Origin of the sequence: Actinoplanes sp. DH11 (assembly GCF_020873875.1) — a bacterium.
Lineage (GTDB): Bacteria > Actinomycetota > Actinomycetes > Mycobacteriales > Micromonosporaceae > Actinoplanes.
The window spans coordinates 257,833-275,470 of sequence record NZ_JAHWGU010000007.1 but is presented as its reverse complement, the minus strand read 5'-3'; the positions used below and the strand labels follow the sequence as shown (position 1 = coordinate 275,470).

14 protein-coding genes are annotated in these 17,638 nt (G+C 70.4%); 10 read left to right on the top strand and 4 right to left on the bottom strand.

The annotated features are described in order from the left end of the window. The first annotated feature begins 84 nt into the window (after nt 1-84). The 3 genes from LPA41_RS13175 (at nt 85) to LPA41_RS13165 (ending at nt 3,557) form a co-directional block, all read left to right on the top strand. Nucleotides 85-891: an ABC transporter ATP-binding protein gene (locus LPA41_RS13175; protein ID WP_229070439.1), complete on the top strand. Its 807-nt coding sequence runs from the start codon at nt 85-87 to the stop codon at nt 889-891. Further along, nucleotides 876-2,819 (top strand): hypothetical protein, encoded by a 1,944-nt coding sequence (locus LPA41_RS13170; RefSeq protein WP_229070438.1) that lies wholly within the window; start codon nt 876-878, stop codon nt 2,817-2,819. The genes LPA41_RS13175 and LPA41_RS13170 overlap by 16 nt, the downstream gene beginning before the upstream one ends. Nucleotides 2,820-2,888: 69 nt before the next feature. Beyond that, a complete protein-coding gene (locus tag LPA41_RS13165) occupies nt 2,889-3,557 on the top strand; it encodes a class I SAM-dependent methyltransferase (protein ID WP_229070436.1) in 669 nt (222 codons plus the stop codon). Here the strand turns inward: LPA41_RS13165 and LPA41_RS13160 are convergent. Genes LPA41_RS13160 through LPA41_RS13145 form a run of 4 tightly spaced genes read right to left on the bottom strand, consistent with a single transcriptional unit; the run spans nt 3,529 to nt 6,898 of the window. Next, nucleotides 3,529-4,641, bottom strand: coding sequence for an HAD family hydrolase (locus LPA41_RS13160; protein ID WP_229070434.1), 1,113 nt, complete (start codon nt 4,639-4,641; stop codon nt 3,529-3,531). The genes LPA41_RS13165 and LPA41_RS13160 overlap by 29 nt on opposite strands. Before the next feature lie 13 nt (nt 4,642-4,654). Continuing rightward, nucleotides 4,655-5,764 carry an acyl-CoA dehydrogenase family protein gene (locus LPA41_RS13155; protein WP_229070433.1) on the bottom strand — a complete coding sequence of 370 codons (1,110 nt, stop codon included), beginning with the start codon at nt 5,762-5,764 and terminating at the stop codon, nt 4,655-4,657. Beyond that, the gene (locus LPA41_RS13150; RefSeq protein ID WP_229070431.1) at nt 5,757-6,035 is read right to left on the bottom strand and encodes an acyl carrier protein; all 279 of its coding nucleotides are present in this window, start codon (nt 6,033-6,035) and stop codon (nt 5,757-5,759) included. The genes LPA41_RS13155 and LPA41_RS13150 overlap by 8 nt, the downstream gene beginning before the upstream one ends. After that, on the bottom strand, nt 6,032-6,898 hold the full coding sequence (locus LPA41_RS13145; protein WP_229070429.1) for a 3-hydroxyacyl-CoA dehydrogenase family protein: 867 nt from the start codon (nt 6,896-6,898) through the stop codon (nt 6,032-6,034). The genes LPA41_RS13150 and LPA41_RS13145 overlap by 4 nt, the downstream gene beginning before the upstream one ends. Before the next feature lie 213 nt (nt 6,899-7,111). Here LPA41_RS13145 and LPA41_RS13140 point away from each other — a divergent pair, with 213 nt between their 5' ends. From LPA41_RS13140 to LPA41_RS13110, 7 genes are all read left to right on the top strand, one after another. Further along, entirely contained in the window at nt 7,112-8,146 is a 1,035-nt protein-coding gene (locus LPA41_RS13140; protein ID WP_229070427.1) for an ABC transporter ATP-binding protein, read from the top strand. Then, nucleotides 8,143-8,994, top strand: coding sequence for an ABC transporter permease (locus LPA41_RS13135; protein WP_229070425.1), 852 nt, complete (start codon nt 8,143-8,145; stop codon nt 8,992-8,994). Before LPA41_RS13140 ends, LPA41_RS13135 begins: the two co-directional genes overlap by 4 nt. A 1,332-nt stretch (nt 8,995-10,326) precedes the next feature. Continuing rightward, complete coding sequence (locus LPA41_RS13130; RefSeq protein ID WP_306469504.1) at nt 10,327-13,185, top strand: LuxR family transcriptional regulator; 2,859 nt, start codon at nt 10,327-10,329, stop codon at nt 13,183-13,185. 121 nt (nt 13,186-13,306) lie between these two features. Continuing rightward, a complete protein-coding gene (locus tag LPA41_RS13125) occupies nt 13,307-14,734 on the top strand; it encodes an acyl-CoA carboxylase subunit beta (RefSeq protein WP_229070423.1) in 1,428 nt (475 codons plus the stop codon). Next, nucleotides 14,731-15,822 carry a 3-deoxy-7-phosphoheptulonate synthase gene (locus LPA41_RS13120; protein WP_229070421.1) on the top strand — a complete coding sequence of 364 codons (1,092 nt, stop codon included), beginning with the start codon at nt 14,731-14,733 and terminating at the stop codon, nt 15,820-15,822. The genes LPA41_RS13125 and LPA41_RS13120 overlap by 4 nt, the downstream gene beginning before the upstream one ends. Continuing rightward, entirely contained in the window at nt 15,815-16,624 is an 810-nt protein-coding gene (locus LPA41_RS13115) for a shikimate dehydrogenase (protein ID WP_229070419.1), read from the top strand. The genes LPA41_RS13120 and LPA41_RS13115 overlap by 8 nt, the downstream gene beginning before the upstream one ends. A 3-nt stretch (nt 16,625-16,627) precedes the next feature. Next, nucleotides 16,628-17,638 carry a 3-dehydroquinate synthase gene (locus LPA41_RS13110; RefSeq protein ID WP_229070418.1) on the top strand — a complete coding sequence of 337 codons (1,011 nt, stop codon included), beginning with the start codon at nt 16,628-16,630 and terminating at the stop codon, nt 17,636-17,638.

Genomic DNA, 17,638 nt, shown 5'->3' with positions numbered 1-17,638 from the left:
GTCACGCTCGATCCCCTATCGTGGCGTGCGCCGAGATCAACAACTTTCGTTGCCGACCGGTGCCGATCTAGTGAGGAGTCCGCAGTGCGACAGGCGAATGCCGCGGAGGACGTCCGTCATCGAGGGGACGGGGGCCCGCCGGCCTTGGAGATCGTCGGCCTGCGTAAACGGTTCGGCGAGAAGGTGGCTGTGGACGACGTCGCGCTCACCGTGCCGGCGGGGAGTTTCTTCGGGGTGGTGGGGCCGAACGGGGCCGGCAAGACCACCAGCCTGATGATGGCGGTCGGACTGCTGCGGCCGGACGCGGGAACCGTGCGCGTCTTCGGCGTGGACGTGTGGGCGGATCCGGTACGGGCCAAGACGATGCTCGGGGTGCTGCCCGATTCGCTGGCGCTCCCGGAACGGCTCACCGGTCCGGAGCTGCTGCGGTTCGCCGGTCGGATCCGGGGGATGGACCACGCCACGATCGAGTCGCGGGCGACCGAGTTGCTCGCCGTTCTGGAACTCGACGACGCCGGTGGCACGCTGGTGATCGATTATTCGACCGGCATGCGCAAGAAGATCGGTCTGGCCGCCGCGCTGCTGCACCGGCCGCAGCTGCTGGTTCTGGACGAGCCGCTGGAAGCGGTCGACCCGATCTCGGCCGCGACCATCAAGACGATCCTGCGCCGGTTCGTCGAGGCCGGCGGCTCGGTCGTCTTCTCCAGTCATGTGATGCCGGTGGTGGAGCAGACCTGCGACCATGTCGCCGTGGTCTCCGGCGGGCGGGTGCTGGCCTCCGGGCCGACCGCCGAGGTGACTGGCGGGGAGACGCTCGAGGAACGGTTCGTCGGCCTGGTCGGTGGCGGCGGCTCCGGCGGCCGGGAGGGCCTGTCGTGGTTGGCGAACTGATCCGGCTGAAGCTGACCCTGCTCCGGCGTTCGATGTCGGGCCAGTGGGCGGTGCAACTCTTCCTGGGCGGCGTCATCGGGCTGCTTGCCGCCGCCGGCACGGTTTACCTGGCCACCCTCGACTTCGGCGTCCCCGAGGTGCGCGGCGACCTGCTGGCGATGGCCATGCTGGTCTGGCTCGCCGGCTGGGCGCTGGGCCCGATCCTGTTCGGTGCCGGGCAGAACGACCTGCGCGCCGACCAGCTGGTGCTGTTCCCGATCGGGGCGCGCACGCTGACGCTCGGCCTGCTGGCCGCTGCCGGGCTCGGCGTGGGACCGGCGGTGACGCTTGTCGCGCTGACCGGGCTGCTGGTCTACGCGGCACCGTTCGGGCTTCTCGCCACGCTTGCCGGGCTGATTGCGCTTCCGCTCACGCTGGCCCTGTTCGTGCTGCTGTCCAAGGTGATCACGGCGGTCCGCGGGCAGGTGGTGCGCAGCCAGCCGGGTGCGGCGCTGTCCGGGCTGTTCACCGCGGCCCTGCTGGCGGCGGCGAACTCCGTCTGGGCGCTCGCGCCGGCCCTCGGCGTGGCGCTGGCGACCGGCTTCCCGGACACGTTGTCGGCCACGATGCGCGCGCTGCCGTCCGGCTGGGCACTGACATCGATCGATGCCGTGGGTCGGCGCGATTGGCTGCTCGCCATCGGTGCACTCGGCGGCCTGCTGGTCCTTGACCTGCTGCTGGCGGGCGTCTGGGCGACTGTGCTGCGGCGGCAGCTGACCGCGGGCCGCGGCAACGGGCGGCGTCCGCGTGCGGTCCGGCTGGCCGGGGTGGACGACGGTGTCACGGGCAAGGAGTTGCGTACCTGGCTACGCGATGTGACCCGTACCCATTTCGTGTTCTTCGCCGTCTTCTACGGCCTGTTGCAGGCCGTGATCCCGTTGGTGAACGGTGCCACGATCTTCCTGCCCTGGACCGGCCTGATGGTGGTGGTGTGGACGGCCGCGGTGACCGCGAACCTGTACGGCACGGACGGCACCGCTCTGTGGCTGACTCTCGTCACGCCGGGCGGGGAGCGTGCCGACGTACGAGGCCGGCAATATGCCTGGCTGCTCGTGGTGGCGCCGATCGCGATAGTGCTGACTGTCGTCTTCGCCGCCGTGGCCGGGCTCGGGTGGGCGTGGCCGTGGGCGATCGCCTTGACCGCGGCGGCGCTGGGCGCGGGCTCCGGCGCCGTCGTGCTGGTCGCGGTGCACGCCATGGTGCCGCTGACCGACCCGCGCAACCGGGGCAGCGGCGCTTGGGAGAACCGGATCGACGTGGTCCAGGTGATCGGTGTTCTGGCCGTCGTGGTCCCCTCCCTGGCACCCACGTTCGGCGTGCTGTGGCTCAGCGGCACCCTGGACGTCCCCGCGCTGGCCTGGGTGGCCGTCGTGCTGGGTGTTGCCAGCGGCGTCGCGTACGCCTGGGGGTTCGGTCTGCTCGCGGCCCGCCGTCTCGCCGCGCAGGGGCCCGAGCTGTTGTCCCGGATGCGTTCGGGTCCGGCGCCTGTCGCCGTCGGACGGCCGCCCGCTCTCGCCGGGGGTACGGGGCAGGCGCCGCCCTGGGCCGTCGCCGTGGTGCTCAGCTGTTTCGTCGCGTGCTGGGTTCCGCTTGTCGCTCAGGGCCTGGTCCCGATGATCCTGAAGCTCGCCGGCTCCGGCATCACCTCCTGGTTCCTGGCGCTGCACATGCCGCAGGCGTACCAGTGGTGGGTCATCGGCGGCATGATGCTGCTCGGTCTGGTGCTGATCGGAATCGGTCTGGCCGTGGCCCGCAACTTCGACATCCGGCCCGGTGCCGGGTTCGGCGGTGTGCCGGCGCGCAGTTCCGCGATGGATTCGCCGGAGCCGGAGCGCCGCGACATCGCCGACGAGGTGCGCAAGGCGATCAGCGGCCGCCGGACTGACTGACCCCTACCGATCCCCTGTTCCGCCGGCGACGCGCGGGCGCGGCCCGCTCGTGCGTCTAGCGTCAGTGCCGTGGCCAGTCAGATCGAAGTGACCCCAGAGCTTTCCGACTACCTGCGTGCGGTCTCCTTGCGGGAGGACCCGATCCTGCGTGAGCTTCGTGTGGAGACCGCCGCGTACCCGGCCGGCACGGCGATGCAGGTGCAGGCCGAGGAGGGTCAGCTGCTGGCCTTCCTGATCACCCTGTGCGGCGCCCGGAACGTGCTGGAGATCGGCACCTTCACCGGGTACAGCACCCTCTGCATGGCCCGCGCGGCAGGTCCGGACGGACGCGTCGTCACGTGCGACGTCACCGACAAGTGGGCGGGCGTCGGAGCGCCGTTCTGGAAGCGGGCCGAGGTGGCCGACCGCATCGAGCTGCGGGTCGGCCGGGCCGTCGAGACATTGCCCGCGTTGCGCGCCGAGCGCGGCGCGGACAGCTTCGACTTCGCGTTCATCGACGCGGACAAGGTCAACTATCCGCGTTATTACCAGGAGGCGCTGTGGCTGGTCCGGCCTGGCGGCCTGATCGTCGTCGACAACACCCTGCTCGGCGGCCAGGTCACCGATGAGACGCGGCACGACCCGGACACCGTCGCGATCCGGGAGCTGAACGAGATGGTGCGCGACGACGACCGGGTCGACCTGTCGATGTTGATGATCGCGGACGGAGTCACCCTCGTCCGTAAGCGTCCGCGCTGACCGGCCCCGCGCCGGCGAGCCCGGGCGCGGTCAGCGCGACCAGCTCCGGCGCCGGCCGGGGCGTGGGCACCAGGTGCAGGCGTTCGACAGCAGGTTCGGCGGCGGCCGGCGGCAGGGTGGCGCGACACGCGCAGTCCTGCTCGTCGAAGCCGGCGAAGCGGTAGGCGATGTCCATCATGCGGTTCCGCGCGGTGCGCCGGAAGTCGGCGATCAGGTGTACGCCGGCCCGCGCGGCCTCGTCGGTCAGCCAGTTCAGGATGACCGTGCCGGCGCCGAAGGAGACGACCCGGCACGATGTGGCCAGCAGCTTCAGGTGCCACACCCGCTCGGACTTCGCCAGCAGCGTCACACCGACCGCACCGTGCGATCCAAATCGGTCACCCATGCTTGTTACCAGCACCTCGTGACGCGGGTCGTCGAGCAGGGCGCGCAGCTCCGCGTCGGCGTAGGGGACACCCGTCGCGTTCATCTGGCTGGTGCGCAGGGTCAGTTCGTGCACCCGGGAGAGGTCGTCGCCGCTCGCCCGCTGGATCCGCATCCACAGCTCCAGGGAGCGCAGGAATTCCTCGGTGGGCCCGGTGAACGCAGCCTGTTCCGCCTCCCGCCGGAACCGTGCCTGGTACATCTCCCGGCGTCCGCGGGCATCGGAGGTGACCGTGCCCGGATCGAACTCGGGACGGTCCACCAGCGAGATCACCTCCTCCGCGGTGTAGCAGCGGACCTCCGGCAGGTGGAAGGTGACCTCGGCCCGTTCGGCGGGCTGGTCGTCGACGAAGGCGATGGCGCCGAGGGCGAAGTCGAGCGTCTTGGCAACCGTGCGCACCGAATCGGACTTGGGTCCCCAGCCGATCGCCGGGCACACGAAGTACTCGGCGACGCCGAGCTCCTCGAGCCGCGCCCAGGCATGGTCGTGATCATTCTTGCTGGCGATCGAGTTGAGGATGCCGCGGCTGTCCAGGGTTGCCAGGGTGGCACGGACGGCGTCCGGCAGCCGGATCTCACCGTCCTCCAACAGGGTGCCTTGCCACAGCGTGTTGTCGAGGTCCCAGACAAGGCACTTCACCAGCGCCGGCCCGTCCGTCATGTTGCCTCCAGGATCAGACCGAGCTCGCCACGGCGTGCTCGGCGATGAGCAGCTGGCAGATCTCCGAGCTGCCTTCGATGATTTCCATGAGCTTCGCGTCCCGGTAGGCCCGGGCGACCACGTGCGAGTTGCCGGCGCCCGCCGACGCGAGTACCTGAACGGCGCTCGCCGCGCTGCTGGCCGCGAGGCCGGAGGCGACATATTTGGCCATCACGGTGGCCGTGGTGACCTCCGGTGACCGCGCGTCCCAGCATGCGCTGGCGTGCGCGCAGGAGCTGGTGCTGACGGACTCGGCGACCTTCAGATCGGCCAGATGGCGGGCGACCAGCTGGTGCCCGGCGAGCGGACCGCCGCCCTGCACCCGGTCTCTGGCGTGTCCGACCGCGGCACGCAGGCAGCTCCGGATGATCCCGGTGCTGCCCCAGGCCACCGACATCCGGCCGTACGCGAGAGCGGTCGTCACCACGAGCGGCAGCGGCTGCCCGCCACCGCCGAGCACCGCGGAGGCCGGCAGCCGGACGTCGTCGAAGCGGACGTTGGCGTGCCCGGCGGCACGGCACCCGAGTGGGTCCGGGACGCGTTCCACGACGACACCGGGCGTGTCGGCGGGCACCGCCACCGCGGCCGCGCAGTCGCCGTCACGGGCCACGACGATCAACAGGTCGGCGTAGCAGGCCGCCGTCATCCAGACCTTTCGCCCGTTCAGCACCACCTGGTCACCGTCGCGCCGCAGCCGGGTCGCGATGGCGTTCAGGTCACTGCCGGCGTCCGGCTCGCTGAAGCCGACCGCGGCGAGCCGGCCGGCCGCGAGCCCGGTGAGCAGCTCGCGGTGCTGCGGCCGGTCGCCGAGCCGCTGCACGGTCCAGGCGGCCATCCCCACCGACGTCATGATGCTGCGCAGCGAGCTGTCGAGGCTGCCGACGTGCGCGGTCAGCTCGCCGTTCTGTGCGCTTGTCAGGCCCAGGCCGCCGTACGCCGCCGGCACCTGCGCGCAGAGCAGACCGCGCTCGCCCATCTCGCGCAGGACGCCCCCGGGAATCTCACCGGCGGCGTCCCACCGGGCCGCGTTGTCGCCGACGAGCTCCTCGACGAGCGTGGCCGCCGTGCTGACCCGCTCAGGCATCGCCGGCGCGCAGCCGGAGGACCAGCTCGGTCATCCGGCGGACCGAGCGGAAGTTGTCCTGCTTGAGGTCTGAGCCGACGATGGAGACGTCGTAGGTGCTTTCCAGATGCACGACGAGTTCCATCGCGAACAGCGAGGAGACCACGCCGGTGGCGAAGAGGTCCTGCTCGGGCGCCACCACGGTCCGGGTCCGCTCCTCCAGGTGCGCCAGCAGCTGGGACTCCACGGAGTCCGCGGACGGTACGGCGCCGGTGACGGGTTGTGTCGTCACGACAATGCTCCTCTGTAGTCGTAGAAGCCACGGCCGCTCTTGCGGCCCAGGTGGCCGGCCCGGACGAGGTCGACGAGTTGCGGACACGGGCGGCAGCTGTCGTCCCCGGTGCGCGCGTGCAGCACCTCCAGGGAGTCGACGAGGTTGTCCAGGCCGATCAGGTCGGCGGTGCGCAGCGGGCCGGTGGGATGGCCCAGGCAGCCACGCATCAGCGTGTCGACCGCCTCGGCGTCGGCCACGCCGTCGCCGACCAGGCGCGCCGCCGTGTTGATCATCGGATGGAGCAGCCGGCTGGTCACGAAGCCGGGGGAGTCCCGCACGACGATCGCGGTCCGGTCCATGGCCGTCAGCATGTCCCGGGCGGCCGCCATGGCGGCCTCGCCGGTGCGTGGCCCGCGAACCACCTCGACCATGCGAATCAGGTAGGCCGGGTTCATGAAATGAGTGCCCAGCAGGTCCTCCGGGCGCTGCACCGAACCGGCCAGCTCGTCGATCGGGATGCCGGAGGTGTTCGAGATCATCGGGGTGCCGGGGCGGATCGTCGCGGAAGCCGTGCCCAGCACCTTGGCCTTGAGGTCCGGCTCCTCGGTGATCGCCTCGATCACCGCGGTGCTGCCGGCGACGTCCCGGACCGAGTCGCTCAGCGTCAGCTCGCCATGATCCCGCCCGTCCGGCAACGAGCCCAGCAGACCCGCGTGTCGGATTTTCCCCGCGATCTCCGCCCGGGCGCGGTCGAGCTTGTCGCCGTCGATGTCTATCAGCGACACCGCGACGCCGTGCCCGACCGCCATGGCGGCGATGCCCGTGCCCATCACGCCGGCGCCGAGCACCGCGACGTGATGCGAATAGTGGTCAGTCGACACCGGACCTCCACACACACACAGAACCGGCATCGCGTTTCGCGTGCCGGGGATCCAGGATATTAATTGTCGGAAACAAATTGCGTTAATCGAAGGATTGTCTTTGTCGGGACGTTAGGCGTTGCGCCGGGAAAGGGTCAACCCCTACCGCGGCGGGGCCGGTGCCTCAGAAAGGACAGGGGTTTTGCGCATGCCCACCGACGGTAGCCTCCTTCTATGCGCGAAGCTGTGACGGTGGAAAAGCTGGTCAAGAAGTACCACCCCAATATGCCGGCCGCTCTCAGTGAGCTGGACTTCTCGGTTCGAAGCGGCGAAGTCTTCGGCCTGCTCGGCCCGAACGGTGCGGGAAAGACCACCGCGATCGGCGTTCTCACCACGCGCATTGTGGCCACCTCCGGCAGGGCCACGGTGGCCGGAGTGGACGTGACCCAGGATGCGAAGACGGCCAGGCGCGTCCTGGCCGTGGTGCCGCAGCGCAACAACCTGGACCGGGCGCTGAACGTCCGGCAGAACCTGCTTTACCACGCCGCCTATCACGGTGTCGGCCGTGCCGAACGTGGCCGGCGCGCCGACGCGATGCTCGAGCGCACCGGCCTGTCGGACAAGGCCGCGGCGAACGTGGACACGCTCTCCGGTGGACAGGCCCAGCGCGTGATGATCGCACGCGCCCTAATGCACAAACCCGCCGTGCTCTTCCTCGACGAGCCCACGGTCGGTCTGGACCCGCAGGCGCGGATCTTCGTGCACGACAGTGTGTGGGCGTTGCGGGACGAGGGCGTCACGGTCGTGCTCACCACGCATGACATGGAGGAGGCGGCCAAGCTGTGCGACCGGGTCGGCATCGTCGATCACGGGAAGTTGCTGCAACTGGACTCCCCGGCCGCGATGACCGGTCTGCTGCCGGGAAGCACCACGCTCACCGTCACGGTCCAGGCGGACGACGACCGGGCGGACGCCATCCAGGCGGCGCTCGAGGACCTGGAGAAGGTGGAGCGGGTGGAGCGTACCGGCGGCGGCGCGCCCGCGTTGCCGCCCGGGATGCCACCGCCGCCGCCGTGGATGCCGGCGCCGCCCGCCGCCGATGAGGACGGTCTCCAGTTCCGGCTCTACACCAGCGCCGAGTCTTCCGCGGTGGTCCCGCCGATGCTGCGCGCGCTCACCGATATCGACGCACAGGTCTCCGGGCTGAACGTCGGCAAGCCGAGCCTGGAGGACGTGTTCCTTCACCTGACCGGACGGGAGCTCCGATGACCGCGACCACTGAGGCGCCGACCGAGGCGACAGCCGGGCATCCACTGACGCCTCCATCGGGCGGGATCGGCTTCGGCGCCACGATGCGAGTCTTCGGCGCGCTGCTCAGCCGCGACATCGTGGTGACCGGCAGGGAAGTGCCGTCCTTCCTGGTGAAGACGTTGGTCCAGCCATTCCTGATGCTGTTCATCTTCGGCAAGGTGCTGCCCGATCTCGGCTTCATCGACGGCAACTTCGCTCAGCTGCTCTTCCCCGGCGTCATCGCGCTCAACGCCTTCCTCGGCGGGCTTCAGGCCACCGCGATGCCGATGATCCTGGACTTCTCGTTCACCCGGGAGATCGAGGACCGGCTGCTGGCGCCGGTGTCGATGGCGGTCGTCGCCGCCGAGAAGGTGATCTTCGGAGCGCTGCGCGGCCTGCTCTCCGGCGTCGTGATGATCCCGATCGGCTTCCTCATCCTCGAGGGCGTGCACTGGCAGACCTCCGGCCTGCTGCCCGCGTTCGGCCTGCTGGTGCTCTGCTCTCTCGCGGCGGCGGCGATGGGCATGGTGATGGGTACATTCGTGCCGCCGAACCGGATCGACCTCGTCTTCACCGCCGTCCTGACGCCGCTCATGTTCACCGGCGCCACTCAGTTCCCGTGGTCCGGTCTGAGCAACCTGCCGTGGTTCCAGGTCGTCTGCGCGCTGAACCCGCTGACGTATGCCAGTGAGGGCCTGCGCAACGTGCTGCTGGGTTCGGAGGTGCCGTCGATGGACCTGTGGATCACCCTCGTGGCGCTAACCGGCATGACCGTCGCCATGCTGGTGGCAGGCGTGATCGGATTCAAACGCCGCGCCGTCGACTGACCGGTGCGCCAGCTGGGCCGGCCGGCGCGAGAGCCCCGCCGGCCCACTCGCGGTGACTCAGCCGCCCAAGCCCCTGCGCGCCGTCTCGCACACCTCCGGCCCGTCGCGCTGTGTGGCCTGTCGTCGCACCTGCCGTCCGCCGGCTGATCATCGTCCGCGTTGCCGTCCGGCCGTCTTGCCTTTCGCTGCCCGCCCGCCGCCGATCGAGGCATGCCGTGAGGTTCCCGGACCCGGCTGCTGCCGACTCTGGGCCCCGCCGCTCCAGGCCCCCGCCGCTCCAGGCCCCCGCCGTTCCGGGCCCCGCCGCTCCAGACCCCCGCCGTTCCGGACCCCGCCACTTCCTGAGGGGCGCCCCCGGAGCCCCGACGCCGTTTGGCCTCCGCCTCCACCCCGCGTCTGCTCGTGGTGCCGATACCACCTCCGCCGGTGCGCGAACATCGGGTGAATGGTCGGCGACACCCAGGTGGTGTCGGACGCGCTGGAAGAGCCGTACGACCACGGCTGCCCCCCGAGATTCGCGCCGGGGACCCGTCGCCCGGTACCACGCGGCCGATACGCGCCGTACAGCCGACCCATGACGTCCGCCCTGTCAAGAGACTTTTATGCGATCTTTGTCGCCTTCGGCGCGAGTTGCGCAACGATAGAACTATTCACCCTTCCTCCTTTTGTGCACTCATCGGCGATTTCTGGCGGCACGGGGAGTCCGATGATCGGACGAGGGAGGAAATCCGGCTACACACCGTGAGAATGCGCGCCGCTATTTGGTACGCATCTCATGGAAAATCCGGTACGGCCGATGAGCCGTTCTCCGCCGGTTAAGGCAGGAACCATGCGGTTCGGTCTCTTCCACCCGATATTGCGGTGCAGTCATTGTTACCGTCCAGTACTGCGGGAACCGGTCCGCTGTCGCCGGCGGCGCCGATAGGGGAAGCGCCGCCGGATCCACCCTCGAAGAGTGTTCCGCGTTGAACCTCGACCGCGCGGGGTTCGACGCCGGGCATGCGAGTTTCGATGCGGGGGTGCGTGGCCGGCCGGGCTGCCGATCTGTCAACTAGGGGTTGTCAGTCGCCGCGAACCCATGCTATTGATCTGTAATCTCGGTCGAGCCGATATGCGACAGTCCAGTTCGGATAGTTATCACGTTGTGTGAGGCGCCGACTAATGATCATGGTGGGCGGGGTCTTGTGCTTGATCCCTTGGCGGCGGCTAGGATGGCGTATCGAGGACGGTCATTAATCCGAGGGTTCTCGGGAGAATTGCTGAGAGATTCCTGTGTGGTCGGGGCCTTCCTTACTCACGATTAGTGCTTTGGGGCGTTGACCAAGGATCACGTTGAGGCATTCATTCGGAGACTCGAAATCGGAACCGAATCAGGCCGATCGCTATGGTTCGAAAGTCCTACTCGGGGGAGGGACGTTGCTGGTCCGGCGTATCGCTGAATCCGCAGTCGTTGAAGAAGCATTGACAAATTGTTTCCAGGGAAGAGGAGGCATCGTCGCGGTCCGGGGACCGGTCGGTTCCGGAAAGACGGATCTGCTCCGAGCGGCAGCGGCCGCGACCACGGAACCCGGCGCCCGCTTCGAGGGCGTCGACGCCTTGCAGGCCGATCGGCAGGCCCCGCTGAGCGCGTTCAACCGGTTGCTCAGCTCCGCACGCCTCACCGCCGACCAGGCTCTGCTCGCCACCCGGCTGCTCGATGACGTGCTGCTCGGTGTCGCCGTGCATCAGGACGAGTCCATCGCGGAGCGCGCCATCTCCCCGCTCCTGCACCGGCTGACCTCGATCCTGCTGGAGATCGCCCATGAGGCGCCTCTGGTGTTGAGCATCGACGACGCCCATCTGCTGGACCAGACTTCGATGCTGGCCCTGCTGCACCTGGCCCGCAGGATCCGTACCGAACCGGTGCTTGTGCTGCTGACCGAGTGCAGCAGCGTTCAGCGCACGCATTCCAAGCTCTGGGCGGAACTGCTCAGTCAACCGCACTGCCGTTTCCTGCGCCTCAATCTGCTGTCGAACAACGACGTCGCCGAGATGCTCGTCGACGCTCCCGAGCTCGCCGGGTTGTGCACTGCCGCCGTCTGCCACGAGCTCAGCGGTGGCAATCCCCGGCTGTTGAACGCGCTGTTCGACGATTACCGGCTGGATCGGGTTCCCGGAAAGGTGGCCGCGGCCGCCACCTCGTACGGACAGAGCGTCGTCACCTCGATGCTGCGCGGCGATGCCGTGATGATGCCGATGGCCCGGGCCCTGGCGGTGCTGGGCTGCTCCGCCACGCCGGCGCAGCTGGCCGAGATGCTGGACACCGACGTCGCCTCGATGACGTGGGCCATGGAGGCGGCCGCGGAGGCGGGTCTGCTGAACGGCGGCCTGTTCACCCACGAGTGTGCCCGTCAGGCCGTCTTCGAGCTGACCAGCCCGCAGGAGCGGATGGAACTTCACCGCCGTGCGGCCACCCTGCTCTACCAGGGAGGGGCGCCGGCCGGCACCGTGGCTCGGCACAAGATCGCCGCACACTTCGCGGACGCCGAGTGGTCGGTGCCGGTGCTGCGCGAGGCGTCCGAACAGGCGCTGGAGGAGGGCGACACCTGCGTGGCGCTCAGCTGCCTGCAACTGGCGGAGCGCGGCGCGCGGAAGGCCGACCGGCCGGAGATACGGGCGGCGATCGTGCGGGCCAAGTGGCGGGTGGAGCCGGCCGCGGCCGAGCGCGACGTCCACGAGCTGCTGAACGCCGAGCGGGCCGGGCAGCTCGGGGGGCACGACACCATGACGCTGGTCCGGCATCTCTCCTGGAGCGGCCGGCCGAAGGAGGCCGCCGAACTGCTGGACCGGGCGCGAGCCTCGGACACGGGCCGGGACGCCGACGTCGCGGTCTCGCTGGATGTCGCGGCCACCTGCCTGGCGTACGCCTACCCCGAGCACTTCGACGGTCCGGCGGCGGAGGGATCCGTGTCGTCGTCGCCGCCGATCGTCACGACCATGACCGGCAAGCTGCGGCAACGCGCTGCCGGCGTCCGGGAGACGGTGATGCGGGAGGGCTTCAACCGCAACAGCGTGGAGGACGCCCAGGTCGTGCTGCAGCAGTCACGGCTGGACGAGGCCATGTACGACCACATCCTCGCCTCGCTCGACACCCTGGCGCAGGCCGACTGCCTGGACAAGGCCGCCTACTGGTGCGACGCGCTGCTGGCCGAGGCCGAGCAGCGCAACTTCCCCACCTGGACGGCTCACCTGCTGGCGATGCGCGCATTGATCAGCTTCCGGCAGGGCAACCTGAGTGATGCCGAGCGGCACGGTCGTACCGCCCTGGGCATGATCTCGCCGCGTGGCTTCGGGGTCTTCATCGGCCTGCCGCTGTCCGTCCTGATGCTTGTCGACAGCCGGTCCGGTCAGTACGAGGCCGCGCAGAACCACCTCAACGTCCGCGTCCCCGACGCCATGTTCCAGACTCCGGTGGGCCTGCATTACCTGCGTGCCCGTGGCCGCTACTACCTGGCCCGGGGATATCACCGCTCGGCCATCGAGGACTTCAAGGCGTGCGGCGAACTGATGGTGAAGTGGAGCCTCGACCTGCCCGGCATCGTGCCCTGGCGCACCGACCTGGCCGAGGCCTACCTGAGCCTGGGGCAGCCTGCCCAGCACCTCGCCCTCGACCAGCTCGCCAAGCTCGGTTCCTACAACCGGCGCACTCGCGGGATCTCGCTGCGTGTGCTGGCCGCCGCGACCGAGCTGCGACGGCGGGTGCCGATCCTGCGCGAGGCGGTGGAGATGCTGCAGCACAGCGGTGACCGGCTGGAGCTCTGTGACGCCCTGACCGATCTCAGCCGAGCCCAGTACGCCCTCGGTGAGTACACGAAGGCACGGCTCACCATACAGCGGGTTCAGCAACTCCAGATCCACCGCCCGGTCGCCGCCGTGAAGCCGCACCCGGCACCGGTCGTCGCCGGACCGGTCGCGGCGCCCCGGCAACCGAGCACGTTCAGCGACGACCCGGATGTCGTCAAGCTCAGCGACGCGGAGCGCCGGGTGGCGCTGCTGGCCGCGCAGGGACAGACCAACCGGCAGATCGCCAGCACACTGTTCATCACCGTCAGCACCGTCGAGCAGCACTTGACGCGGGTGTACCGCAAGCTCGAGGTGAAGCGCCGCGCCGATCTGCCCTACGGGTTGCTCGGCGAAGCCGTCGCGATCTGAGCGGGTACGTCGCGATCCACGGGGCGTACTGGGGTGGGCTACGGGTTACCGCCGTGCCGCCGTCCTGCCAACGTTCATTGCGGGCCTGTCCGATCCATCGTTTCCCCGTTGCGGAGGCACCATGACGATCAGCTTGACGCCCGCGCCGGTCGACGAGCCGGAGATCGATCGGCGTGCGCCGGTGGTCCGGCTCGGGCAGTTGTTCGATCCCGGGTCGTACACGCTGCTGCACGCCTCCGACCAGAGCGGAGTACAGGCCGCCGCAGGGCGGATCGGCTCCCTGGAAGTGATCGCGTACTGCACCGACGCCACCCGGATGGGTGGCGCGCTCGGCGCCGAGGGCGCCGACCACATCATCGACGCCATCGAGATCGCGATGGCCAAGGGCCGCCCGGTCGTCGGCATCTGGCACTCCGGCGGCGCCAAACTCGCCGACGGCGTGGAGTCGATGGACGGCGTCGGCCGGATGTTCCTCGCGATGACCCGCGCCTCCGGTTTGATCCCGCAGGTGTCCGTCGTTCTGGGCCCCGCCGCAGGCGCCGCCTCCTACGGGCCGGCGCTGACCGACGTAGTGATCATGTCCGGGGCCGCCCGGATGTTCGTCACCGGCCCGGACATCGTCCGGTCGGTCACCGGCGAGGTCATCGACATGGAGTCCCTCGGCGGGCCGGTCGCGCACGCCAAGTCCGGTGTCGCGCACCTGACCGCGACCACCGAGGAGGAGGCGTTCGAGACCGCCCGGCGCATCACCGACCTGCTGAGCCGTCCCGGTCACAACACCGACCGGGCCGCCGGGGCGGAGGATCTGAGCGCTCTGCTGCCCGCGGGCGCACGCCGGGCGTACGATGTCCGCCCGCTGATCCGCCGCACCCTGGACCCGGCTGCGGACGGCGCCGGCTTCGACGAGTTCCAGCCGAAGTGGGCCCCGAACATGGTGATCGGCCTCGGTCGTCTCGCCGGCCGGGCGATCGGCGTCGTCGCCAACAACCCGATCCGCAAGGGCGGCTGCCTCGACTCGCTCTCGGCGGAGAAGGCGTCCCGGTTCGTCCGGATGTGCGATTCGCTCGGGGTGCCGCTGCTCGTGATCGTGGACGTGCCCGGTTATCTGCCGGGCGTCGGCCAGGAATGGGGCGGCGTGATCCGGCGCGGCGCCAAACTGCTGCACGCGTTCGCCGAGGCGGTGGTTCCCCGAGTCACCCTGGTCACCCGCAAGTCGTACGGCGGCGCCTACATCGCGATGAACTCCCGATCCCTGGGCGCCACCGCGGTGTTCGCCTGGCCGCAGGCCGAGGTCGCCGTGATGGGTGCCGAGTCGGCGGTCGGGGTGCTGCACCGCAGGCGGCTCGCGGCTGCGCACGAGGACGACCGCGAGGCGCTGAAAGCCCAGCTGATCGAGCAACACCACCGGGAATCCGGCGGCGTCGGCCGGGCACTGGCGTTGGGCGTGGTGGACGAGCTGATCGATCCGGTCGACACCCGGCGCCGGATCGCCGAGGTCATCGCCCGGGAACCCCTGCGACGCGGCCGGCACGGCAACGTGCCGTTGTGACGCCGCCGATGACCGCCCAGCAGGTGGTGGCGCCGGTCGCCGTCGAACGCCCCGCGGCGTCCGACCGGGCGTCCGGCGCACGCGGTGCACTGGGCACGGCTCTGCCCCTGGTCACCCACGGCGAGATCGACCGCCTGCGGCAGCGGCTCCGGGACGTCTCCCGTGGGCGGGCGGCCCTGGTCCAGGTGACCGGGTGCGGCAGCGGCGAGGCGGAGCTGCGGTCCCGCGTCCGGGTCCTGACCGCGCTGGCCGTCGCGATCGAGTTCTTCGGCGGTCGCGCGGTGGTCGCGGTGTCCGGAAGCGCACCGGCGGACCGGCGGTCCGCCGGCCTGGATTCCGTGGGGCTGCTGGGCACATACGCGTCGGCGGCGGCGGCGATGAACGTGATCCGCACGCTGCCGGGCGGTGAACCGGATCTCCGGGACGAACTGGCCGACCTGATCTCGTACGGCGCGTCCGGTGACCGGTTCGCGGGGCTGGTGCGGGATCTGGGACGAGGGCTGGCCTTCGGGATTTCCTCCTCCGGTCCGGGCGCCCGGCCGGCGATCTACTCGAGCCGGGAAAGCTGGAGCACGGCTTTCGACGGTGGGCTGCTGCGCCACTACCAGGCGGGTGACGGACCCCGGGCGTACGCGTGCTCGACGCATCTGGTGTGGACGCCGTTGCCCGGTCGCGTACCGGAGGCTGTCACCGCCGGCATCCTCGAGCAGGTCGTGAACCCGGTCGGCCTGCGCGTCGGTGCTTTCGCGGCAGTCGACGCCGTGGTCCGGCACGTCGAGAGGCTCGACGGCGAGCGGGAGCCCGGGAAGGTGGTGGTCCGGCTCGGCGCCGGCCACGAGCGGGTCGCCGATCTGCTGCCTGCCCTGATCGAGGCGGTACACCGCAACGGCCACCAGGTCGTCTGGCAGTGCGACCCCGCGGTGTCGAACGTCGGTGTCGGTGCCGCGGTCGTCGAGGTTGCCGGATTCCTGCGGGTGCACCGTGAGCTGGGCACGGTCGCCGGCGGCGTGCACCTCGATCTCACCCGGTTCGCCCACGGCGGCGTGCCGGAGATCTGCCTCGGGATCGCCGAGGCGTTCCGTGGCTGACACCCGTACCGGCCCGCGCATCACCGGTGCCACCGGCCTCTACGTGCTGATCGGCGACCCGATCGCGCAGGTGCGCGCGCCTGCCCTGGTGAATCCGCTGCTCGCCGCCCGAGGTGTTGACGCTGTTCTGGTACCGGCCCGGGTGTCCCAGGGCGACCTGACCGTCGTGGCGGGCGCCCTCCAGCGCGTACCCACCGTGCGCGGCCTCCTCGTCACGGTGCCGCACAAACGGGACGTCCTGAGCCTCGCCGACACGGTCAGCCCGCGCGCCGTCCTGTCCGGAAGCGCGAACGCGCTGCGCCGGGACCCGGACGGCCGCTGGCACGCCGACAACTTCGACGGCACCGGCTTCACCGCGGGCCTCGGCCGAGCCGGCTGCCACCTCCGCGGCCGTCGCGTCTGCCTGGTCGGCGCGGGCGGTGCCGGCAGTGCCATCGCCGTGGCGTTGCTGGAGGCGGGCGTCGCGCGCCTGCGGATCGCCGACCCCGGCACGGACCGTCTGGGCGCGTTGCGCGGCCGGCTCACCGAGCGCTTCCCCGGCCGTACCGAATGGTCCGCGCGGCCCCGGCTCGACGACGTGGAGCTGGCCGTCAACGCCACCCCGCTGGGCCTGCGTCCCGGCGATCCGCTGCCCTTCGACCCGGCCGGGCTGCCGGCCGGTGGCACGGTCGCCGACATCGTGATGGATCCCGCGGAGACCGCGCTGCTGGCCGCGGCTCGCCGTGCCGGCCACCGGGTCCACGCCGGCCGGCACACGCTGGAAAGTCAGCTCGACTCGTATGCGACCTTCTTCGGGTGGTGAGTCATGATCACTGTGACAGTGGAGTTGGGTGAGCGGGCCTATCCGGTGCACATCGGCGCCGGCGCCCGCCATCTGCTCGCCGGTGTGCTGCGCGACATCGGCGCCCGGCGGGTAGCGGTCGTCTCCGCTCGTCCCCGCGACGCCGTGCCGGATCCCGGCCTGCCCGCGCTGCACCTGGCCGCCGAGGACGGCGAGGACAACAAGCGACTCGCCACCGTCGAGCGGATGTGTGAGCGCTTTGCGGAGTTCGGGCTCTCCCGGCACGATGCGGTGGTGTCCTGTGGCGGCGGCACCACCACTGACACCGTCGGCCTGGCCGCCGCGCTGTACCACCGAGGTGTCGCCGTCGTTCACCTGCCCACCTCGCTGCTCGCCCAGGTGGACGCCAGCGTGGGCGGCAAGACAGCGGTGAACCTCTCGCTCGGCAAGAACCTGGTCGGCGCGTTCTGGCAGCCGCGCGCGGTGCTCTGCGACACCGGTTTCCTGGATACGCTCCCCAGGCGTCAATGGCTGTCCGGCTACGGCGAGATCGCACGCTGCCATTTCATCGGGGCCGGCGACCTGCGCGGGCTGCCGGTCGAGGAGCAGATCGCGGCAAGCGTCCGCCTCAAGGCGCGGATCGTCGCCCGGGACGAACGCGACGGCGGTCTGCGTCATCTGCTCAACTACGGGCACACGCTGGGGCACGCGCTGGAGATCGCCTCCGGCGCGGCGGTGCAGCACGGTGAGGGAGTCGCGATCGGCACCGTCTTCGCCGGCCGGCTGGCGTACGCCCTGGGCCGGATCGGTGCCGCACGCGCCGAGGAACACCACGAGATCGTCGCCTCCTACGGGCTGCGGACCGGGATGCCCGCCGGGATGTCCGCCGACGAGCTCGTCACGCTCATGCGCCGGGACAAGAAGGCCGGTGCCGGTCTCACCTTCGTTCTGGATGGACCCCGCGGGCCGGAGCTGGTGCGGAGTCCGGAGGAGACGGTCCGGGAGGTCCTCGCGGCGATGCCCGCCGAGCGTTAG

What these genes read in the sequence shown, in the direction of transcription:
- LPA41_RS13160 (WP_229070434.1), bottom strand. Translation starts at nt 4,641, where the DNA reads ATGACGGACGGGCCGGCGCTGGTGAAGTGCCTTGTCTGGGACCTCGAC.
- LPA41_RS13155 (WP_229070433.1), bottom strand. Translation starts at nt 5,764, where the DNA reads ATGCCTGAGCGGGTCAGCACGGCGGCCACGCTCGTCGAGGAGCTCGTC.
- LPA41_RS13140 (WP_229070427.1), top strand. Translation starts at nt 7,112, where the DNA reads ATGCGCGAAGCTGTGACGGTGGAAAAGCTGGTCAAGAAGTACCACCCC.
- LPA41_RS13135 (WP_229070425.1), top strand. Translation starts at nt 8,143, where the DNA reads ATGACCGCGACCACTGAGGCGCCGACCGAGGCGACAGCCGGGCATCCA.
- LPA41_RS13125 (WP_229070423.1), top strand. Translation starts at nt 13,307, where the DNA reads ATGACGATCAGCTTGACGCCCGCGCCGGTCGACGAGCCGGAGATCGAT.
- LPA41_RS13110 (WP_229070418.1), top strand. Translation starts at nt 16,628, where the DNA reads ATGATCACTGTGACAGTGGAGTTGGGTGAGCGGGCCTATCCGGTGCAC.